We start from the raw sequence: 19,217 nt of genomic DNA, 5'->3' as shown, positions 1-19,217 counted from the left end.
TTAACGTCCAACGGCCAATGCAAGCGACAAGGGTTGACTTTGGACGTTGGACATTAAACCTTGAACGCACTTCACTTTATGCAAGGCAAACATATTCTCATCATTGGAGCCAGTTCGGGCATTGGCCACGCACTGGCTCTTTTGTTGCAACAGCAGGGCGCGACCCTCTACACGGCTGGGCGTCGCCAGCCCGAAGGCATCACGTCGACCCACATGACCTGGGATGTAACGACCCAACCCGCCGCCGAAGCCCTAACCCAACTGCCCGATGTATTGCACGGGCTGGTGTATGCACCGGGTACGATCAACCTGAAACCGTTCCAGCGCCTGCAACCCGACGACTATCAGCACGATTTGCAGGTCAACGTACTCGGCGCCGTATCGGCTCTTCACGCCACACTGGCCAGTCTGAAAAAATCAAAATCAGCGAGTGTGGTGCTATTCAGCACGGTAGCGGCCAAACTTGGAATGGGCCTGCACTCGTCGGTGTCGGTGGCGAAGTCGGCCGTTGAAGGGCTGACCAAATCGCTGGCGGCTGAGTTTGCACCCTACAACGTACGCGTCAACGCCCTGGCTCCGTCGCTGACCGACACGCCCCTGGCCGAAACGCAGGGCCTGCTGGGTACGTCGGAAAAGCGCGAGGCGGCCAACAAACGCCACCCGCTCAACCGCGTTGGCGCACCCGAAGACATTGCCCAGATGGCGGCCTACCTGCTCGGCGATCAGGCCAGCTGGATCACGGGGCAGATCATCGGCATCGATGGCGGAATGGGTAGCCTGAAATAGCGTATCGTCTTTACTACAGGCCAACACAAAAAAAGCGAACTCGACAGGAAATTCTGTCGAGTTCGCTTTTTTTGTGTTGATCGGCTTACTGACGAATCAGCTTCACCGTTTTGGCCTGTGAGGGTGTGCTCACGTGCAGCAGCAACAGACCAGCGGGTTGGTTACCCAGCTTCAGCGTCTGGTGTTCGGCGGCCGTGGCCTGCTCTACCTGATGCTCCGTGATCGTCCGGCCGTTTACGTCGGTCAGCAGGAAGCGGAGGGGTTGTCCCTGCGCACCCAGCACGTCAACCTGCACATCGCTGGTCAGCACGGGGTTGCCCAGCACGGATACCTGCAAGTCGGTTCCCGGCTCGTCGGCACCGATGCGCCCGTTGGCGGCACCTGGCTCCTGCCCGTACACCAGCGACCCGTTCAGGTAAGCCGTGATTTTGGGGTTAGCCACCACCGAGCCCGCCGGGATATACGAGTAATCGTTGGCTTCGTTGAAGTTCGACCAGTCGTTTTTATTGATCCGCTGCTGAATCTGGCCCGTCGAACTCAGCGGATACAACGTACCCAAGGTGGGCGAGAAGCTCAGTTCCAGGTACGTGTCGGCACCCGCGCGGTTCTCCTTCACAAACCGGCCCGTCACTTTGTTGTTACCCAGTTCGGCGTAATCGACCGTGTAGACCAGCGGCTGGTTACCTTCCGCCGTAAACCAGTAGCGCACGGTCAGCTGGCTATAGTCAACCGGCAGGTTGCCTTCGTTGGCTACGTTCAGATACGGCTTGATCTGGTTGCCCGTCGTGTTGCGGTTTTTGTTTTCGGCATACACCGTCAACGTCCGCGTGGGTGTCACCAGCGCGGGTTCAACGCCGTTCACCAGCACGCCATTCCGATATACCGTGATCTTATTATTGACCGCGTAGTTGTTGTTGCTGCTGTACGAATGATCGTCGGCTTCGTTGAAATCCGTCCAGTTTTGCTTAGCCACCCGGCTCTGGATTTCGCCTGAGGTACCGTTGGGGGCTAAGCTACCCGCCGAGGCATCGAAGCTGTACTCCACGTACCCCAGCGCACCCTGGCGGGGCTGCGGCAGCGCTACGTATTTCAGCTTCACCTTGTTGGTGCCCAGTTGTGCCCAGTCGATAAACAGGTTGGTCATGGGCGCAAAATTTTCTACCGTCAGCCAGTAACGCACCGTCAGTTCACCGTAGGGAATAGCCGCCGCGCCGCCGTTGTTCAGCTTCAGGTACGGCCGGATGGTGTTACCCGTTTTGTTATTGTTGTTGCCGTTTTTGTGCGAAACGGTCAGCGTCAGTCCCTGCACCGTAACGGTTGCCGACACGGGCGCGCTCACACAACCACCCGCCGACCGGCACACCGCCGTGTACACAAACGTACCCGGCACGTTGGTCGATACCAGAATCGTATTGGACGTACCGGCGCTGTTGTTCGGACCTGTCCAGCTCAACGTACCTGAGCAGCCACCCGCTACGAGTGTGACATCGCCCGATGCCTGTACCACAGTCACGGCCGACTGACCACCTTGCGTTAGCAGTGTTGGTGCAGTTGGTGTAGCTACCTCGGTTACGGTGGCCGAAGCGGTGGCCGTACACTGGTTGGCATCCGTCACACGAACCGTATACGTACCGGCACCGACGGTAATCGCCGCCGTCGTGGCGTTAGTCGACCAGTTGTATGAGGAGCCGCCCTGCGCTGTCAGCGTCGTGGTTTGGCCCGTACAAACCGTCAACGTACCCGCGATAGAGGCCGTTGCCCGATTAACTGTTACCGTCGCGGTACCAGTCAGGTTGGTCGATGCCAGTCCGTTGGCATCCGTTGCCGATACCAGACTGTAGGTCGTGGTCTGGTTGGGTGCCACGACGATGGGGCTGCCCGACGTGTACCCGGTGAGCGTGCTGCTCGACTGGCCGTCGGTATACACAACCGTGTAGGGGGCCGTGCCGCCGCTGACGGCAACGCTCAGTGTAGCCGTCGCACCGACGCAAATGGCCGCACTCCCGGTCAGGTTAGCGACCACCGGCTCGATGACCGTAACGCTAACCGTTGTTGACGTAATCTGCGCAGTTGGAGCGGTGGCGTCGCCCGCCGTGATCGTGAACGTTTGGACGCCCGCTGGCAGGCTCGCTACCGTGGCAGTATTGCCGCTTGGCGTAATCGTGCCCGGCCCGCTGAACGTGTAGCTGTACGGTGTGGTACCGCCCGATACGGCCGCCGACAGGGTGGTGGTGCCCGTCGTCAGCAGTTGCGTGGGTGTAGCCGTGGCCGACAGCACGAGCGGCGTTACCGGCGGGGCGAAATTGAAGCGGGCTACGCTCGGGTCGTGGTCGCTGTCCGGGTCGGTAAATTCGGCGTTGATGTGCACCACGTCATACTGATCCAGCTTGCCGAGCAGGCTGTTGCTGACCAGAATGTGGTCGATGGTTTGTGAATTTCCTTCGAAATTGTAGGTATACCGCTCGTTGGCAGGCAGCGTTTCGATCAGCGAATTCAGCGGCGCGCCTTTCAGGATGTTGACCGGTGTCGAAAACTCAAAGTCGTTAAGGTCACCCAGCGCAATGACGTTGGCGTTGGGGTTGATGGCCAGAATGCTCTGCACGAAATTCCGCACCACCGTAGCCTGCTCGCGGCGTTGTGTCTCGCTGAACAGCGTGGCGGGCTGGTTTACACCGTACAGAATATCGTCGGGAATCTTCGAACTGAAGTGGTTGCCGATGATGAACACGGGCTGCCCGTTGAACAGGAATTCGCCCGCCAGTGGTTTGCGGCTGTTGCTCGCCGGACCCGACCCATCATTGTTGGCAAACGCCGGGTTGGTTGGGTCGACGCGGCCAGGGTTGAACGACAGCTGTGGTACGCCGTTGACGTTGTTGACCGTTGTAGCGGCCGTCGAGGTGCCACCGGGCCGATCCACAAACGTGACCCGGTTGGGGTTGAACAGGAACCCAACCCGAATGTTGCCACCCGCCTGACCGCCATCCTGGTCGTCGACCGGGTTGATCTGACGGTACTGGTAGGCGGGTCCACCGGCAGCCGTGATGGCATTGATGAGCAGGTCGAACGTGACGTTGGCATCGACAACGGCGTCGTTGGTCGCACCATTGTTGTCCTGAATTTCTTCCAGCAACAGAATGTCGGGGGTTTTCAGGTTGTTGACGATCCGGCTGGCCAGGTTGTTGAATTTGCTGCTGGGATCACCGGGGGCCAGGTTCTCCACGTTAAACGTCGAGACGGTCAGCTGGTTGGCCGTGGGGGCCAGCGTGGTGCTTTCTTTGGTCAGTCCGTTTGAAATGACCGTCGGGGCCGAGGTAACCAGTACTTCGTAGTTGTCGGCCACCCAGCTCACAATCCCGACTACCGTGCTCAACTGCGCGCCCACGTTGACGGTCGGCGTCAGGTAACCGCCGCTGGGCGGGTTCAGCATTGTATCATCGAGTTGGATACGCTCCGGGTTGAAGTCGTTGGCGCTAACGATGACGCCGCCGCGCGACGATTTGATGGTAGCGTTGGCTCCGTTGTCAGCCACGACCCAGATTTCACCGGCACCAGCACCCGACCGAACCGTCGGGCTTACGGCCAGCGGGTTGTTGATCTGTACCAGCATCCCCTCTACGCTTTCGTAGAAGTCGATACCATCGGTAGCCGGGTCAAACGCCAGACCACCCGTCTCGACGTTGCCCGTCTGATCTTCAATAATCGTGTTCGGAATAGTACGGCCCCCGTTGCCCAGTAGGGTAGGCGCAGGCAGGGCGTTGCCCGTCGACACCGTCACGATAGTTGGTGCCTGAATCTGTGTGATCGTCAGGTTGTTGGAGCCGGCGCTACCGCCCGACCGGAATTCGGCCACGGTACCACTCACCAACAGCGACGTACCCACGGCTACGGTCGGGGCGGTGCTGGTAAAGACAAAAATCCCTTCCGAGGTACGTTCATCGTTGTCGGGGGTGGGGTCTTGCAGGTAGAAACCGTTCGACCGGAGGCCCGTCACGATACCAGGTACGTTGTTGACCACCTGACCCAGCAGGGGCGAGATGTGGGCCGCGCCCTGAATGTTGTGAATCCGCTGGCTGGGCGTAATCTCATCGTCGGCGATGATGGCCGTGGCCGACGCCGAACTAATGCTATAGGCCGCATTGGCCGCAACGGTCAGGATGATGGTCTCGTTAGCATCGATAATCGCGTCGTCAACGGGCGTCAGCGTAAGCGAAACCGACGACTGCCCGGCCGGAATTACCACGACGCCACTGAGGGCGGGGGTGTAATCGGTGCCGTTGGTGGCGGTGCCGCCTATGGTGTAATTAACCGTCAGGTCGGCGTCGGTGCTGCCCGTGCGCGAGAGCGTAAACGTGACTGGGTCTGAACCGGCTTCTGCACCAGCAGCATCCGTGGCCGTTATGCTGACAGACGGTAACGAAGGTGTTGTGCCGCCGCAATCAGCAGTGTGTGAGCCCAGCCCATCGAAGGTGTCGACAGCGAAGCCATCCCACTGAATAGCCGGATTAAACGCATCGGACCCTATGTTGTCGCCGCTGCAAAGGGTTGCTTTGCGGCGAAGTGTATTGTCGGCGGTCGATGTGAGACCGCTGCCCCATTCAGCGCCGGGATCGTTGCCGATTTGCCCGATTACGTCGACAATTGTGCCCGTAGCCCCGCCTTTCCGCAGCACAACGGCATCATTTCCGTTGTAGTTAACAGAGCCGCTAGTTTGGTTGGCTTTACTTGAAATGGCTACATTGACGTTTGCGTTGTTGTTGGCCAATACATACACGCCATTGCTTGCCACCGTACCCGTTAGTGATATGGTCGCCGTGACATTGTTACTGCCATTGGAATAAACCTGCACTACATACTGGCTCGTGGCCAGATTGATAGGAGCGCCCGTGCCGTTGTAAATTTCAAGGGCTTTGTTGTTGCTGCTTCCTTCGATGTATTCGGAGAAAAACAGATCTGTCGGGGCCTGTGCCCGAATAGCAGAAGGGAATGCACAGAGCATAAGCATCCCTAGCCAGGCAAAAAAAGCTCGCTGTAGATATGAAGTCATGAAAATTTGGGAATTGGTTTTAACCCCCAAAACTATCATATCTATTACCTATGTGGTGTTAGCTGATTATTATTAAATAAAATTTGTCACTAAAAAGTAGTGGCTCTGTGCAAGATGAAACTTGCAGGTATACGACCTAAATGAATTTGTCGATACTAACCGATAGGTGTGTGTTGTTTGGGCGGTGTTAAGCGGAAATGAGTAGTAGGTAATCGGTATAATTTGGTCGCTTCAATATACTGCCGGTCTGGTCGTCTGCCGGTAGCCCATTTACCTGAAGAGGGGTCAGCTAGTCGAGCGAAAACGTTGGAATAACAACGTACCCAGCACCAGCACCACCACGCCCAGAAAGATGTATTGAACGTATTGCCCTAACTGCGGAAACTGTTGCCCCAATACGTACCCAGCCAGCACCAGTGCCGACACATAGGCCAGACAACTGACCGACGTCAGCAGCAGAAAACGGGATAGCGGCAAGCCGCTGCTCGCAGCCAATAATGGGTTGAACGTGCGGATAATGGGTAGAAAACGACCCACCAGCAGGGCACGCCGGGGATGTTTACGGTAAAAGGCATCGGACCGCTCCAGGTAGCGCCGTTTGAAGAAGAACGAGTCGGGAAGTTGATGCAGCCGGTTGCCCAGCCGACGGCCAATCAGGTACCCGGTGAGATCGCCAGCGATGGCCGCACCGGTAAGCAGGGCAATCAGCCCCACCACCGAAACGTGAAGCGTCTGGACGCCTGTGAGCAGGCCCGCCGTGAATAGCAAGGTTTCGCCACCGGGCACGACCAGCCCCAGCAGAAAACCCGTTTCGATAAACACGAGCGCGGCAATGAGCGTGGTGCCTCCCCATTCAATCCAGTTTGTCGTAAGCAGCAGCAGGTTATTGAGCAAAACGTCCATCCGGTGGTCGGGCAGCGAAGACTACCCTAGCTGATAACCTGCCTCAGCCGCCGTAGTTTACCAACCAAGTGAACCCGCCCTGGTTGTTACGGGGTAAACTGCTTCGTGAGGTCGACGTTGCCGCCCGTCAGGATGATACCGACCGTCTGATCGGTAAAGTCGGCTTTGTAGCGCAACACCACGGCCAGCGGCACGGCGCACGACGGCTCGATGATGATCTTCATCCGCTCCCAGACCAGCCGTTGCGCCGCCCTGATTTCGTCGTCGTTGACCAGCCGGATAGCGCTCACATACTGGCGGATAATGGCCAGCGTCCGTTCGCTGAGGGTCGTCATCAGGCCATCGGCAATGGTGTCGATATAAGGCGCTTTTTCGACCCGCCCGCTTTCAAACGATAGTACAGCGTCGGCAGCGCCTTCGGGTTCGCAACCCACTACGCGGGTGTTGGGGGCGAGGTAGTGCACGGCGAGGGCCGTACCACTGAGCAGCCCACCGCCGCCCACAGGAGCCAATACGGCATCGAAGGGGCGTCCGGTCGGGTTGTCGTCGAGCAGTTCGATCGTTGCCGTACTTTGCCCGGCAATGACGCGGTCATCGTCGAACGGATGAATCAGCGCCGCCCGGGTACGTAGTATCACGTCCCGAACGCCCTCTTCGCGGGCCTGCAAGGTAGGCTCGCACTCGATCACGGTGGCACCGTAGCCACGTACGGCGTCTTTTTTTACCTGCGGGGCGGTGCGGGGCATCACGATGTAGGCAGGTATCTGCAACTGCCGGGCCGCGTAAGCAAGCGCCTGCGCATGGTTGCCCGACGAGTGGGTCGTGACTCCATAAGCGCGCTCGGCTTCGGTCAGTTGCAGGGCAGCGTTCATGCCACCCCTCGCCTTAAACGCACCGATTTTCTGGAAATTTTCGCACTTGAAAACCAGCTGTGCCCCGGCCATCCGGTCGATGGTCTGGCAGGTGAGCGCGGGCGTGCGGTGGATATACGGGCGAATGCGATCGTGAGCGTCGCGCAGCGTTTGCAGGGTCAACATGGGGTCGTTTGGTTGCGATTGCGCCCCAAATCTAACAAATTGCCACCCCGTGGGTAGTGTACAGTGGACAGTATACAGTGAACAGTATGCAGTAGGGCTACGCCGAGGCAAGCCACTGTATACTGTTTACTGTATACTGTCTACTGTTCATCCCCCGGTACATTTCTTTCTCGTACAACAGAATGACAACCTCTTCGAATACCCAGCGTCCGCCTGCGACGATTGTCTTTATTTTCGGTGGTAGCGGCGATCTGAATTACCGCAAACTGACCCCCGCGCTCTATAACCTCTTCCTGGACAACTACTTACCAGAGCAGTTTGAGGTGGTCGGTATCGGACGTACCCAATACACCGACGACTCGTTTCGTGAGCGACTGCTGGAAGGCATTCAGGAGTTTTCGCGCCGGAAAAATGGCCCGGAAGATAGCTGGAAGGCTTTTTCGCCACACATCCGCTACCTGAAACTGGATGGAGGTGATGCCAGCGCCTATCACCTCATCGGCGATCTGGTGAGTGAGCGTGAAGCCGAATGGCACACGCACGCCAACATCATTTTCTACATGTCGGTAGCGCCGCAGCTCGTGCCTGATATCGCTAATAACCTGAGCCAGCTCTCGTTCTGTGGTGATAAATCGCGGGTGCGCATTGTGGTAGAAAAACCGTTTGGGCACGACCTGCAAAGTGCCCGCGAGCTAAATGCACTGCTGCTGACCCATTTTGCCGAAGAGCAGATTTACCGCATCGACCACTATCTGGGCAAAGAAACGGTGCAGAACCTGCTCGCGCTGCGGTTTGCCAACACGCTGTTTGAGCCGATCTGGAACCACAACTACGTCGAATACGTGCAGCTGACCGCCGCCGAAACCGTTGGACTGGAAGGCCGTGGTGGTTATTACGAAGGCTCGGGTGCCCTGCGGGATATGATTCAGAACCACCTACTGCAACTGCTCTGCATGGTAGCGATGGAACCGCCCACCTCGTTTGAAGCCGACGAAATCCGCAACAAGAAAGTAGACGTGCTCCGGGCCATGCGACGGGTAGAACCCGATCAGGTCGATCAGGTAGCGGTGCGGGCGCAATACGGCGCTGGTAAGAAAGGCGACAAAGAAAGCCCGGCTTACCGCGAGGAAGAAGGTGTGAAGCCCGAATCGATGACCGAGACCTTTGCCGCCGTGACGTTCTTCTGCGACAACTGGCGGTGGGAGGGAACCCCCTTCTACGTTCGGACGGGCAAGCATCTGGCTGAAAAATCGTCGGTCATTACGGTGCAGTTCCGGCCCGCGCCGCACTACGCCTTCCCTAATGAAGCGACCAAGACGTGGCAGCACAACTGCCTGATCATCAGCATTCAGCCCGATATGAACATCCGGCTGCGCTTTCAGGCTAAACGCCCCGGTCAGCAACTGGCCCTCGACCCGGTCGAGATGGAGTTCAACTACAACACGGCCTTCACGGAGCAGCAGCCCGAAGCCTACGAAACGCTGTTGCTCGATGTAATGGCGGGCGACGCGACCCTGTTCATGCGGGCCGATCAGGTCGATGAGGCGTGGCAGATTGTCATGCCTATTCTCGACCACTGGGCCGCGCAAACCGACCCGGACGCGGGACCGCCGGCGTCGATGCCGACTTACGCGCCGGGCTCGTGGGGTCCTGCCGAAGCCGACAAACTCATCGCCCAGCAAGGCTTTAGCTGGAATAATGAATAGAAAGTAGTCTGGATAGTCGGTATTGAAAAGAAGTCCGTAGTCTGGAAAGTTTGTAGTCGTGACAGTGGGGCACTGCCTCAATAAAACGGACTTTCCAGACTACGGACTTCTTTTCAGTACCGACTATCCAGACTGTAGATACTTGCTTTATGACTATCAACATCGTTAACGACCCGACCGAACTGGCGCAGCAGGCGGCCGAATGGATCACCGAACGCATTGAGCAGACGCTGGCCACACGCCCGCGTTTTACCATCGCGCTGTCGGGCGGCAGCACGCCCAAGGCCCTGCACCTGCTGCTGGCGCAACCACCCCTGCGCGACCGCATCGACTGGCCGCGGGTGCATGTCTTCTGGGGCGACGAACGCTACGTACCCCTGACCGACGAGCGCAACAATGCCCGCATGGCCTACGATACGCTACTCGACAAGGTGAACGTACCTGCCGACAACATCCACGTGATGCGGACCGACCGTCAACCCGATGCGTCGATGGAGGAGTATGCCCAGATCCTGCACCGCTACTTCGACGGCCATGAGCAGACGTTCGATCTGGTGTTGTTGGGCATGGGCGACGACGGCCACACGCTGTCGCTGTTTCCGGGTACCGAGGTGGTGAGCGAAGACGTTGCCTGGACGAAAGCCTTTTTCCTGCAACAGCAGGACATGTTCCGGCTTACGCTGACGGCCCCGGTGGTCAATCAGGCGGCGGCGGTGTTGTTTCTGGTGGCGGGCGACAACAAAGCCGATGCGCTCTATGGCGTGCTGAAAGGCGACTATCAGCCGTACAAATACCCGTCGCAGCGCATCAAGCCCATTACCGGTGAGCTGATCTGGTTTATCGACGAAGCCGCCGCCAAACGGTTGTAAACTCGAAACGAGCGCTAGATGGACCAGCGCTCGTTTTTTATAAGGGCAATTACTTAAAAAGATTTAAACCTAAACTACCCGGCGCCCTCTAACGTTCTGGATGCACAATCAGCATTCGGTTCATCTTGAGAAAAACTATGCGTCTTTTTGGGGTATTGGGTATGGGGCTGCTGCTGGCCTTCGGTGCCAGCGCCCAAACGGTAGACTACTCGACGCCGAAGCCCCGCGTCGATGATGTGAATGACCCCGACGTGGTTATCAGCCGGGTCGATCTAACAGCACAATACACCGTCATTTACATGCGATTCCGCGATGGGTCCGACGAAAAGCCGTCGCGGTCGCCCATGAAGATTCCGGGTATTCCGTATCCCATTCCCGACCGCCTTGGATCGAACGAGGGGCATACCATCACCTTTGTGCCATCGGCGCGGCTGTACGCCAACGGCGGTGCCCGGTCGTTTAAATTTATTCGCGCCGATAATATTCCGACCAATAAACGACGCGACGTACGCCCCGGTGAGACGGTTGATTTCGTGGCTTATTTCGAGCGGCTTGACCCAGGTATCGAGACGTTCGACCTCTTTGAGTGTTCAGACCAGAACCGTCCCGGCGAAACCTGCTTCAACTTTTGGGGTGTGCACGTCATAAACCCGTTGAAACGTACCCAGCCGTCGCGACCACGTACCCAGCCACCGGCTAGACCTGCGCCAACGAAACCACGCCCCGCGCCACCAGTTCCCGAACCGGCTCAGACCCCGCTGCCGCCCAACCCGACGCTGGCGATTAAAGGCACGGTCCGCGATGCTAAAACGGGCAAACCTGTCGCGGCTATGCTCACGTACCGGATGCTGTCGGGTGCCGAATCGAACGGCGACGAACCTGCTGACTCGACACGGGCTAAAGCCGCCGATGGCACCTATCGCTTTCCCGGCGACCCGCTGACGGTCTGGGAAGTAAGCGCTACTGCCAAGGGCTATTTCGGGAAGCGCGACACCGTTGCCATCGCCCGCACCGAAAAAACGGCCAACTTCGATCTGGTGCCCATCGCCGTCGGGACGAAAATCACGCTGAAGAACATCTATTTCGCTCAGTCGAAATATGAGTTGCAAGCTGAATCCTTTCCTGAACTCGACAAGCTGGTGGAGGTGATGAAACTGAACCCGGCCATGCAGATCAAGCTGGAAGGGCACACCGACATCATCGGCGATTTCGACGCGAACCTCGAACTGTCGCGCAACCGGGTCTTCGCTGTGAAGCGGTACCTGATGAGCAAAGGCATTGCCGAAACCCGCGTGGAAGCCGTCGGTTATGGCCACTCGCGCCCCATCAATAGCACCCGCGGCACCCCTCACCCCGAGAATCGGCGCGTGGAGATGGTGATAACAAAAGCGTAGGTTTAATAGTCTTCTGTTCACTGTCTTCTGTTGCTCCGCCCCTAACGTACCTGATTGAGTGGCGAATAACAGAGGACAGTGAACAGAAGACTGACAAACTCAATAATGTTTCCCCTCGACACGGTACTGAGCCTGATTGAACCGGCGATCGCGCCTTACCCAAAAGCGGCGATGTTTGATCTGGCCGAGCGGGGCTATAATAGCCTGTTTGAGCAATTGATCTCCTGCATTATCTCGATCCGAACACTCGACGAAACCACCATTCCTGTGTCGTTGCGGCTGTTTGAGATTGCCCGGACGCCCGCTGACATCGCCGCCCTCTCGCCCGACGAACTGACGCCCCTGCTCTACGGCAGTAGTTACCCCGACCAGAAGGCCAATACCATGATCGGCATTGCGCAGCGCGTGATGACGGAGTTCGCAGGTACGTTGCCCACTGATTTCGACGTACTAACATCGCTCAAAGGCGTGGGGCCGAAGTGTGCGAATCTAGCCCTGGGGGTGGCCACGGGGCAGGCGGCCATCAGCGTCGATATTCACGTGCACCGGGTGACCAATCGCTGGGGTTTTGTGCAGACAAAAACACCCGAACAAACGCTGGCCGTGCTGGAAAAGCAGGTGCCGGTGGCCCAGTGGATCAACATCAACCGGCTGTTGATGCCCTTCGGCAAACACATCTGCACAGGTACGTTGCCGCACTGCTCTACCTGCCCCGTATCGGCTCATTGTGCGCAAGTCGGCGTAACCAAGCACCGGTAGCCAGGCCAACTACAGGCTAAAAACGCCAAACTCGAAATGAATGTATGAGCAAGCAGCCGCTGGTCTGGATTGAGTCAGCCAATAAAAGCGTACCCCTGTCGAAGCAACAGAAACGGCTTAATCAACTGACGAGCCGAATTACAGAGCAGGAGGAGCAATTGGCCGAACTGCGGGCGGCTATCGAGCAGGCGCGGCAACGGATTCAGGGCGAGTTAGTGCCCTTGCAACGAAAGCAACAGCAGGCGCGAGTCGATTTGGTACGGCTGTTCGATCAAGTGCATGAACGATACGCGTGGACTAACGCCGAAACCCGGAAACTGCGCCACCTGATTACCAGCCTGGCCTACGACCTGATTCAGCAGGGCTACGATGAGCTGAAGCCGATTTACGACCGCTACGACGACACTGGTTTCGAGGCGGCGCTGGCCGAAGCCGATGCTGTCAGTGTCGCACAGATTCGGCGCATTGCCGAGGCTAAATTTGGGCTATTGATCGACCCGGCGCGGTCATTTGCTACACCGGATGAACTGCTGGCGTATTTGCAGGGCCTGCTTCGGGAGCGGGCATTGGCCGAACAGCAACGGCAGCAGGAAGCCGCTGACCGCCGGGCGCAGGAGCCTAAAAGTGAAAAACGACTGGCCCGTGAGGTGCGGGCGCTCAATGTGACGAAGGCCGTTCGGGCGCTCTACCTCGATCTGGTGAAGGCCTTCCACCCCGACCGCGAACTGGACCCTGCCGAAAAAGAACGCAAAACGGCGATTATGCAGCGCGTGACAGAGGCCTACGAAAAAAGCGACCTGATGGGTCTGTTCCGGTTGCAGTTGGAGTTTGAACGCATCAATCAGAAACAGTTGGCCGCTCTGGCCGATAGTCAGTTGCAGCATTACAACAAGATCCTGGCGCAGCAGGTCGAGGAACTGGACGAACAACTCGCCGCCCTGACCAGCGAACTGAACGCGATGCTAGGCCGCAGTGGATCGGGGCCGGTGGCGGTTCGCAGTCTGGACTACGTGATCAGCAGCGACATCAAGGCGGCAAAGGCGGATGCCAAATCACTCAGAGCGCTTGTGAAGGCTCTGGCCGACCCTACCCAACTGAAAGCCTGGCTGGCAGCGTACCAGATTCCGTAGGCTGGTCATTTTGAGTTGGCGGCAGGATTCCGTTAGTTCACGGTTCAATGCGTAGGCCATTCTCCATGACCAAACTGTTTTCCAACCTCACATTCTGGGTGCTGACGGCCATCACACTCGGTATCTTGCTTGGCCACTTCCGTCCCGACCTGGCCCTGCTGCCCGTACTCGATGAGCCGCTTAAAGGCCGGTTCATGGGGCAGGAACTCACCATCGGTGTCACGCTGAGCGAGTTTCTGAGCGGTATTTTCATCAGCACCGTCAAGCTGTTTATCAACCCGATTATCTTCCTGACCATCACGCTCGGCATCGTCAGCATGGGCGATCTGAAAAAGGTGGGTACGGTGGGGGCAAAAGCACTCCTCTATTTCGAGGTCGTCACGACGATGGCACTATTGATCGGCGTGCTGGTAGCTAACATCATCCGGCCAGGTGAGGGCGTCGTAACATCAGCCTTGAAAGGGGGCGATATTTCCAAATACACCAAAACCGCATCGGCGTTTAGCTGGTGGCAGTTCTTTCTCGATAACGTGACCTTGCAGGTGCTGCTGGGCGCTATTCTGGCGGGTGTTCTGCTGAGTCAGTATGCGGGCCGTGACCGGATCGTCGCCGTACTGAATCAGGCATCTAAAATCATTTTTAGGGGATTGCACCTGGTGATGCGGCTGGCACCCATTGGCGCATTTGGTGGCATGGCCTACACCATCGGTAAATACGGGCTGGGTACGTTGCTGCCACTGGCGAAGCTCATGGCTACGGTCTACACCACGATGGCGGTATTTATTTTCGTGGTGCTGGGCGGTATTCTCTACACCTGCCGGGTGCCGCTGCTGGGCTACCTGCGCTACATCCGGGAAGAACTCCTGATCGTGCTGGGTACGTCGTCGTCGGAGGCGGGCCTGCCGTCGCTGATGGAAAAGCTCGAACGCATGGGCTGTGCCAAATCGGTGGTGGGGCTGGTGGTGCCCGCGGGCTACTCGTTCAACCTCGACGGCACCACCATCTATTTGTCGATGGCCACGATCTTCCTGGCGCAGGTTTTCAACGTCCACCTCGACTGGAGCCAACTGGCTACCATCGTGGGTATTCTGATGGTCACCTCCAAAGGCGCGGCGGGCGTAACGGGCAGCGGCTTTGTGGTGCTGGCGAGTACGCTCACCGCTATCAACGTGATTCCGGTCGAAGGGCTGGCGTTGCTGCTGGGCGTCGACCGGTTTATGTCGGAAGCGCGCAGTATCACCAACTTTATCGGCAACGGTGTCGCCACGATCTGGCTGGCCAATAATGAGCGGGCATTCGACCGCACCGCTATGTTGCAGGCGTTCGGTTCCGTGGAAAAGATGGAATCGGTAGGCGAGGCAGAGCCGTAAGACATTAACTTTGGCCCAACATTTTTTCACCACAGAGATACAGAGGAAACAGAGTCGGTGGTAAACTAATCATGCTCTGTTCGCTCTGTATCGCTGTGGTGAATACGTTTTTATGAGCACTCCATCTAATAAACTGCGCGAGGACGCGCTCAATTACCACGCGAAAGGGCGTCCTGGTAAAATAGAAGTAAATCCCACCAAAGAGACTGAAAATCAGCGGGATCTGTCGCTGGCTTATTCGCCGGGCGTAGCTGAACCCTGTCTGGCCATTGCCGACGTACCCGAACGGGCCTACGATTATACGGCCAAAGGAAATCTGGTGGCCGTCATCTCCAACGGCACCGCCGTGCTGGGGCTGGGCAACATTGGGGCGGTGGCCTCGAAGCCCGTCATGGAAGGAAAAAGCCTGCTCTTCAAGATCTACGCCGACATCGACGCCTTCGACATCGAACTCGACACGACCGATGTGGAGGAGTTTATCCGCACCGTGAAGATTCTCGAACCGACGTTTGGCGGGGTTAATCTGGAAGACATCAAAGCGCCCGAATGTTTTGAGATCGAGCGGCGGTTGCGGCAGGAGCTGAACATCCCCGTCATGCACGACGATCAGCACGGCACGGCGATTACGTCGGGGGCGGCGTTGCTCAACGCGCTCGAGTTGGCCGGTAAAGAAATCGATCAGATCAAGCTGGTGGTAAACGGCGCCGGGGCGGCGGCCATTGCCTGCCTCGACCTGTACGTCGACCTGGGCGTGTCGCCCGACAACATTACGGTGTTCGACAAAGACGGCCTGCTTAGTAAAGACCGCACCAACCTGGTCGGTAACCAGTACAAATACACCACCGACCGCCATCCGGCTGGTTACGCGCTGGCCGACGCGATGGTGGGGGCCGACGTGTTTCTTGGCCTCAGTGTGGGCGGTGTGGTGACGCAGGATATGATTCGGAGCATGGCACCCGACCCGGTGGTGTTTGCCATGGCCAACCCGAATCCCGAGATTACCTACGAAGACGCTACCGCTGCCCGCCCCGACATCATCATGGCGACGGGCCGGTCTGACTTCCCGAATCAGGTAAACAACGTGCTCGGCTTCCCCTACATCTTCCGGGGCGCGCTCGATGTGCGGGCCACGGAGATCAACGAAGCCATGAAACTGGCCGCCGTGCGGGCGCTGGCCGAACTGGCTAAAAAGCCCGTTACCGACGTGGTAAGCCGCAGTTACGGCACTGATGGTCTGGTGTTCGGACGTACCTACATCCTGCCCAAACCCACCGACCCGCGCCTGCTGATGACCGTCGCACCAGCCGTAGCGAAAGCCGCGATCGACTCGGGTGTGGCCCGGCGCGCTATTACCGACTGGGCCGATTACGACCTGCAACTGTCGCGGCGACAGGGGCAGGACAATACCTTCATCCGCCGACTGACCCGGCAGGCGCAACAGTCGCCCAAGCGCATTGTCTTTACCGACGGCGAAAACCTGACGGTGCTGCGGGCCGTGGCGCAGGTCATCGAGCAGCGCATGGCGGTGCCCATTCTGATTGGTAATGAGGCGGTTGTGCAGCAGGTGCTCGATGATCACAACATGGACCTTGGCGACGTGCAGATCATCGACCACCGCTCGCCCGAGCAGGAGTCGTTGCGCGAAGCCTACGCGCAGGTGCTGTACGAAAAACGCAAACGGAAGGGGCTCACGCTCACCGAGGCCCGCAACCTGATGCGTGACCGTAACTATTTCGGGTCGGTATTGCTGGAGCAGGGTGTGGCCGACGTGTTGATTTCGGGTCTGACGCGCAACTACCCCGAAACCCTACGCCCGGCGCTGCAAGTGATTGGCCGACAACCGGGTATCCAGAAAGTGTCGGGCATGTACGTGCTCTTGTCGCGGTTTGGGCCGTTGTTCCTGTCCGACACAACGGTGAACATGAACCCCACCACTGCCGAGATTGTCGAGATCGCCGAAACGACGGCCAACGCTGTGAAACGGCTGGGTATCGACCCCCGCATTGCGCTGTTGTCGTATTCAACGTTTGGCAGTGCGACCGGCGACGATGCCGTGAAGATGCAGGAAGCCACCGCGATTCTGCAACACAAACACCCCGACTGGGTGGTCGACGGCGAAATGCAGGCTCACTTGCCCTTCAATCAGGAGCTGATGCAGGCATCGTACAGTTTCTCGCCTTTGGCCGAGCAACCCGCCAACGTGCTGATCTTCCCGAACCTGTCGGCGTCGAACATTGCCTACAACCTGCTGAAAGAAATTGGCCGGATCGAGAAAATCGGGCCGGTCCTGATGGGGCTGCGCAAACCCGTTCACGTGCTGCAACTCGGTAGCTCGGTGCGCGAAGTCGTGAATATGGTCGCCATCGCCGTAGCGGATTAGGTACCAAACCTATACGGTTTCGGAATCAACGCTTTTCTGGATCATATGCTCACAGGCAACGAAATCGCCAACAACCGGCTAGCCAATCAACAATTGGTGCACTCCGGTTTACCCACACCGGCTGATGTAGTGGCCTGGATGGGCGCGGTGCAGGCGCAGGAGTATGAGCAGGCAAAATGGGCCATCGGATTGCGATTACCCGGCAGTACGGAAGCAGCGGTAGAAGCGGCTATTCAGCGCGCCGACATCGTCCGTACGCACCTGATGCGGCCTACCTGGCATTTTGTTGCCGCTGCTGACATCGACTGGCTGCTTGACTTGACGGCCCCGCACGTGAGTCGGTTGTTGGCAGCCCGTAAACGTGAGCTGGAACTGGATGATGAACTGCTGGCCAAAAGCTGGACGGTGCTGGAGCGGGTGCTGGGCGACCATACGTACCTGACGCGTGACGAAGTGATGCAACAGCTGCAACAGGCGGGGATTCGGACCGATGCGACCCGGGCTTACCACCTGATGTTTTTAGCTGAGCTGGCCGGCGTGGTGTGCAATGGACCGTTTACAGGGAAGAAACACACGTATGCGCTGCTGCGGGAGCGCGTACCCATACGCCGCCAACTAAGCCGCGACGAAGCCCTGACGGAATTAGCGAAACGGTATTTTACCAGCCACGGTCCCGCCACGCTCAACGATTTTGTGTGGTGGTCGGGGTTGTCTACGGGCGATGCGCGGCGGGGCATTGAGGGCGCAGGTACGTACCTGAGGGCCGAACTGATTAATAAAAAACCGTACTGGTTAGCCGACCAAACAAGGGGTAGTCTGCCAGCCGGTACGGTTCATTTGTTGCCCGCTTTTGATGAGTTTATGGTTGGGTACGTCGACCGGAGTGCGTCGTTGGCCGCTGAATTGGCCCAGCAAACCGGCAACGGCCTTTTCAAGCCCATCCTTGTCGTGGACGGTCAGGTGAGCGGACTTTGGAAGCCCACAAAAAAGGCCAGGTACGTTGCCATCGAGCTGACTTTGCTACGCCCGCTTTCGGAAGAACAAATCGAGCGGATACACGAGGCGGTGCAGAGCTATGCCCGTTACCTGGGGAAGGACGTGGTTATAACGCCGTGACTTTGATGCGGCTGTAGTAGAGCGTCTGGTCACCTTCGAAGCCCGAATCGGTACCCACAAACACCCAGAGTTCGCCTTTGTCATTGGTGCGCGCCTTCAGGGGTTGTCCTTCGTTGGAGCGCTGAATCAGCGTGTATTCTTCCGTATCCTTGCCGTTTGCCAGATTGCCCAGCACCACGGCTTGGGTCCCGGCTTCCGACTGACTGCCTTTATCGACGCTCAGCGTGTAAAAATCGCCCTGTAGCTTTTTCTCGGGCTTAGCCGCCGATGCCCCCGCTTTTAAAAAGACACTGGTCGCCGGTGAACCACCGATGCCGACACTACCCGCCGGGTGAGGCGACGCCAGTTCGACATCGAACTCCAGCGTGTAGTCGGTATTGGGGGCCAGGCCCGTGAGCTGTTTCCGCACAAACATAAACAGGTCATCGCTGCGGTTGCGGCCACTCACGCGCAGGGCCTTCTTCGTGGTGTCGAGCGGGGCGGGCAGGGACGCATACGAAAACGAAAATTCGATCAGGTCCTGCTGGGCGACGCCATAATCGGTGGCTTCGCCTTCCCAGCCGGCATTGCTGCTGGCCAGATTAGCGTCCAGGATAACGCCCTTGTTAATAATGGGAGTTGGTGTGGTGAGGAAGTTAGAACCACAACTGGCTAACGGCAATGCCAGCACCAGCAGTGCCATCCGTTTTACGGTACGTTTCATACGTTGATCAGGTTTGTTAA

At 57.9% G+C, this 19,217-nt stretch carries 13 protein-coding genes; 9 read left to right on the top strand and 4 right to left on the bottom strand.

The annotated features are described in order from the left end of the window. Positions 1 to 78 precede the first annotated feature (78 nt). A complete protein-coding gene (locus ACAW74_RS01840; RefSeq protein ID WP_370696482.1) occupies positions 79 to 786 on the top strand; it encodes an SDR family NAD(P)-dependent oxidoreductase in 708 nt (235 codons plus the stop codon). An 85-nt stretch (positions 787 to 871) separates the two neighbouring features. On the opposite strand, the gene ACAW74_RS01835 is transcribed toward ACAW74_RS01840, so the two are convergent. The 3 genes from ACAW74_RS01835 to ACAW74_RS01825 all read right to left on the bottom strand — a co-directional run bounded on the left by ACAW74_RS01835 (position 872) and on the right by ACAW74_RS01825 (position 7,770). Then, positions 872 to 5,830: a cellulose binding domain-containing protein gene (locus ACAW74_RS01835; protein ID WP_370696481.1), complete on the bottom strand. Its 4,959-nt coding sequence runs from the start codon at positions 5,828 to 5,830 to the stop codon at positions 872 to 874. Between the two features lie 285 nt (positions 5,831 to 6,115). Beyond that, positions 6,116 to 6,733, bottom strand: coding sequence for a DedA family protein (locus ACAW74_RS01830; protein WP_370696480.1), 618 nt, complete (start codon positions 6,731 to 6,733; stop codon positions 6,116 to 6,118). Between the two features lie 86 nt (positions 6,734 to 6,819). After that, positions 6,820 to 7,770 carry a threonine ammonia-lyase gene (locus ACAW74_RS01825; RefSeq protein WP_370696479.1) on the bottom strand — a complete coding sequence of 317 codons (951 nt, stop codon included), beginning with the start codon at positions 7,768 to 7,770 and terminating at the stop codon, positions 6,820 to 6,822. Positions 7,771 to 7,952: 182 nt separating this feature from the next. Here ACAW74_RS01825 and zwf point away from each other — a divergent pair, with 182 nt between their 5' ends. The 8 genes from zwf (at position 7,953) to ACAW74_RS01785 (ending at position 18,494) form a co-directional block, all read left to right on the top strand. Further along, positions 7,953 to 9,476 (top strand): glucose-6-phosphate dehydrogenase, encoded by a 1,524-nt coding sequence (gene zwf, locus ACAW74_RS01820; RefSeq protein ID WP_370696478.1) that lies wholly within the window; start codon positions 7,953 to 7,955, stop codon positions 9,474 to 9,476. Positions 9,477 to 9,625: 149 nt separating this feature from the next. Further along, complete coding sequence (gene pgl, locus ACAW74_RS01815) at positions 9,626 to 10,345, top strand: 6-phosphogluconolactonase (protein ID WP_370696477.1); 720 nt, start codon at positions 9,626 to 9,628, stop codon at positions 10,343 to 10,345. 137 nt (positions 10,346 to 10,482) lie between these two features. After that, on the top strand, positions 10,483 to 11,739 hold the full coding sequence (locus tag ACAW74_RS01810; protein WP_370696476.1) for an OmpA family protein: 1,257 nt from the start codon (positions 10,483 to 10,485) through the stop codon (positions 11,737 to 11,739). Positions 11,740 to 11,844: 105 nt separating this feature from the next. Next, positions 11,845 to 12,498, top strand: coding sequence for an endonuclease III domain-containing protein (locus ACAW74_RS01805; RefSeq protein ID WP_370696475.1), 654 nt, complete (start codon positions 11,845 to 11,847; stop codon positions 12,496 to 12,498). A 44-nt stretch (positions 12,499 to 12,542) separates the two neighbouring features. Then, positions 12,543 to 13,628, top strand: a complete 1,086-nt coding sequence (locus ACAW74_RS01800) for a coiled-coil domain-containing protein (protein WP_370696474.1) — start codon at positions 12,543 to 12,545, stop codon at positions 13,626 to 13,628. 65 nt (positions 13,629 to 13,693) lie between these two features. Continuing rightward, complete coding sequence (locus ACAW74_RS01795) at positions 13,694 to 14,998, top strand: cation:dicarboxylate symporter family transporter (RefSeq protein WP_370696473.1); 1,305 nt, start codon at positions 13,694 to 13,696, stop codon at positions 14,996 to 14,998. A 112-nt stretch (positions 14,999 to 15,110) separates the two neighbouring features. Beyond that, positions 15,111 to 17,378: an NADP-dependent malic enzyme gene (locus ACAW74_RS01790; RefSeq protein ID WP_370696472.1), complete on the top strand. Its 2,268-nt coding sequence runs from the start codon at positions 15,111 to 15,113 to the stop codon at positions 17,376 to 17,378. A 45-nt stretch (positions 17,379 to 17,423) separates the two neighbouring features. Further along, a complete protein-coding gene (locus ACAW74_RS01785; protein ID WP_370696471.1) occupies positions 17,424 to 18,494 on the top strand; it encodes a winged helix DNA-binding domain-containing protein in 1,071 nt (356 codons plus the stop codon). Here the strand turns inward: ACAW74_RS01785 and ACAW74_RS01780 are convergent. Beyond that, positions 18,481 to 19,197, bottom strand: a complete 717-nt coding sequence (locus ACAW74_RS01780) for a hypothetical protein (RefSeq protein WP_370696470.1) — start codon at positions 19,195 to 19,197, stop codon at positions 18,481 to 18,483. The two genes, ACAW74_RS01785 and ACAW74_RS01780, sit on opposite strands and share 14 nt — an antisense overlap. Positions 19,198 to 19,217: the final 20 nt, after the last annotated feature.

The organism is Fibrella musci (assembly GCF_041321105.1).
Taxonomy (GTDB): Bacteria; Bacteroidota; Bacteroidia; order Cytophagales; family Spirosomataceae; genus Fibrella; species Fibrella musci.
The sequence above is the reverse complement of the archived record's forward strand: the minus strand, read 5'-3'. Positions and strand labels throughout refer to the sequence as shown.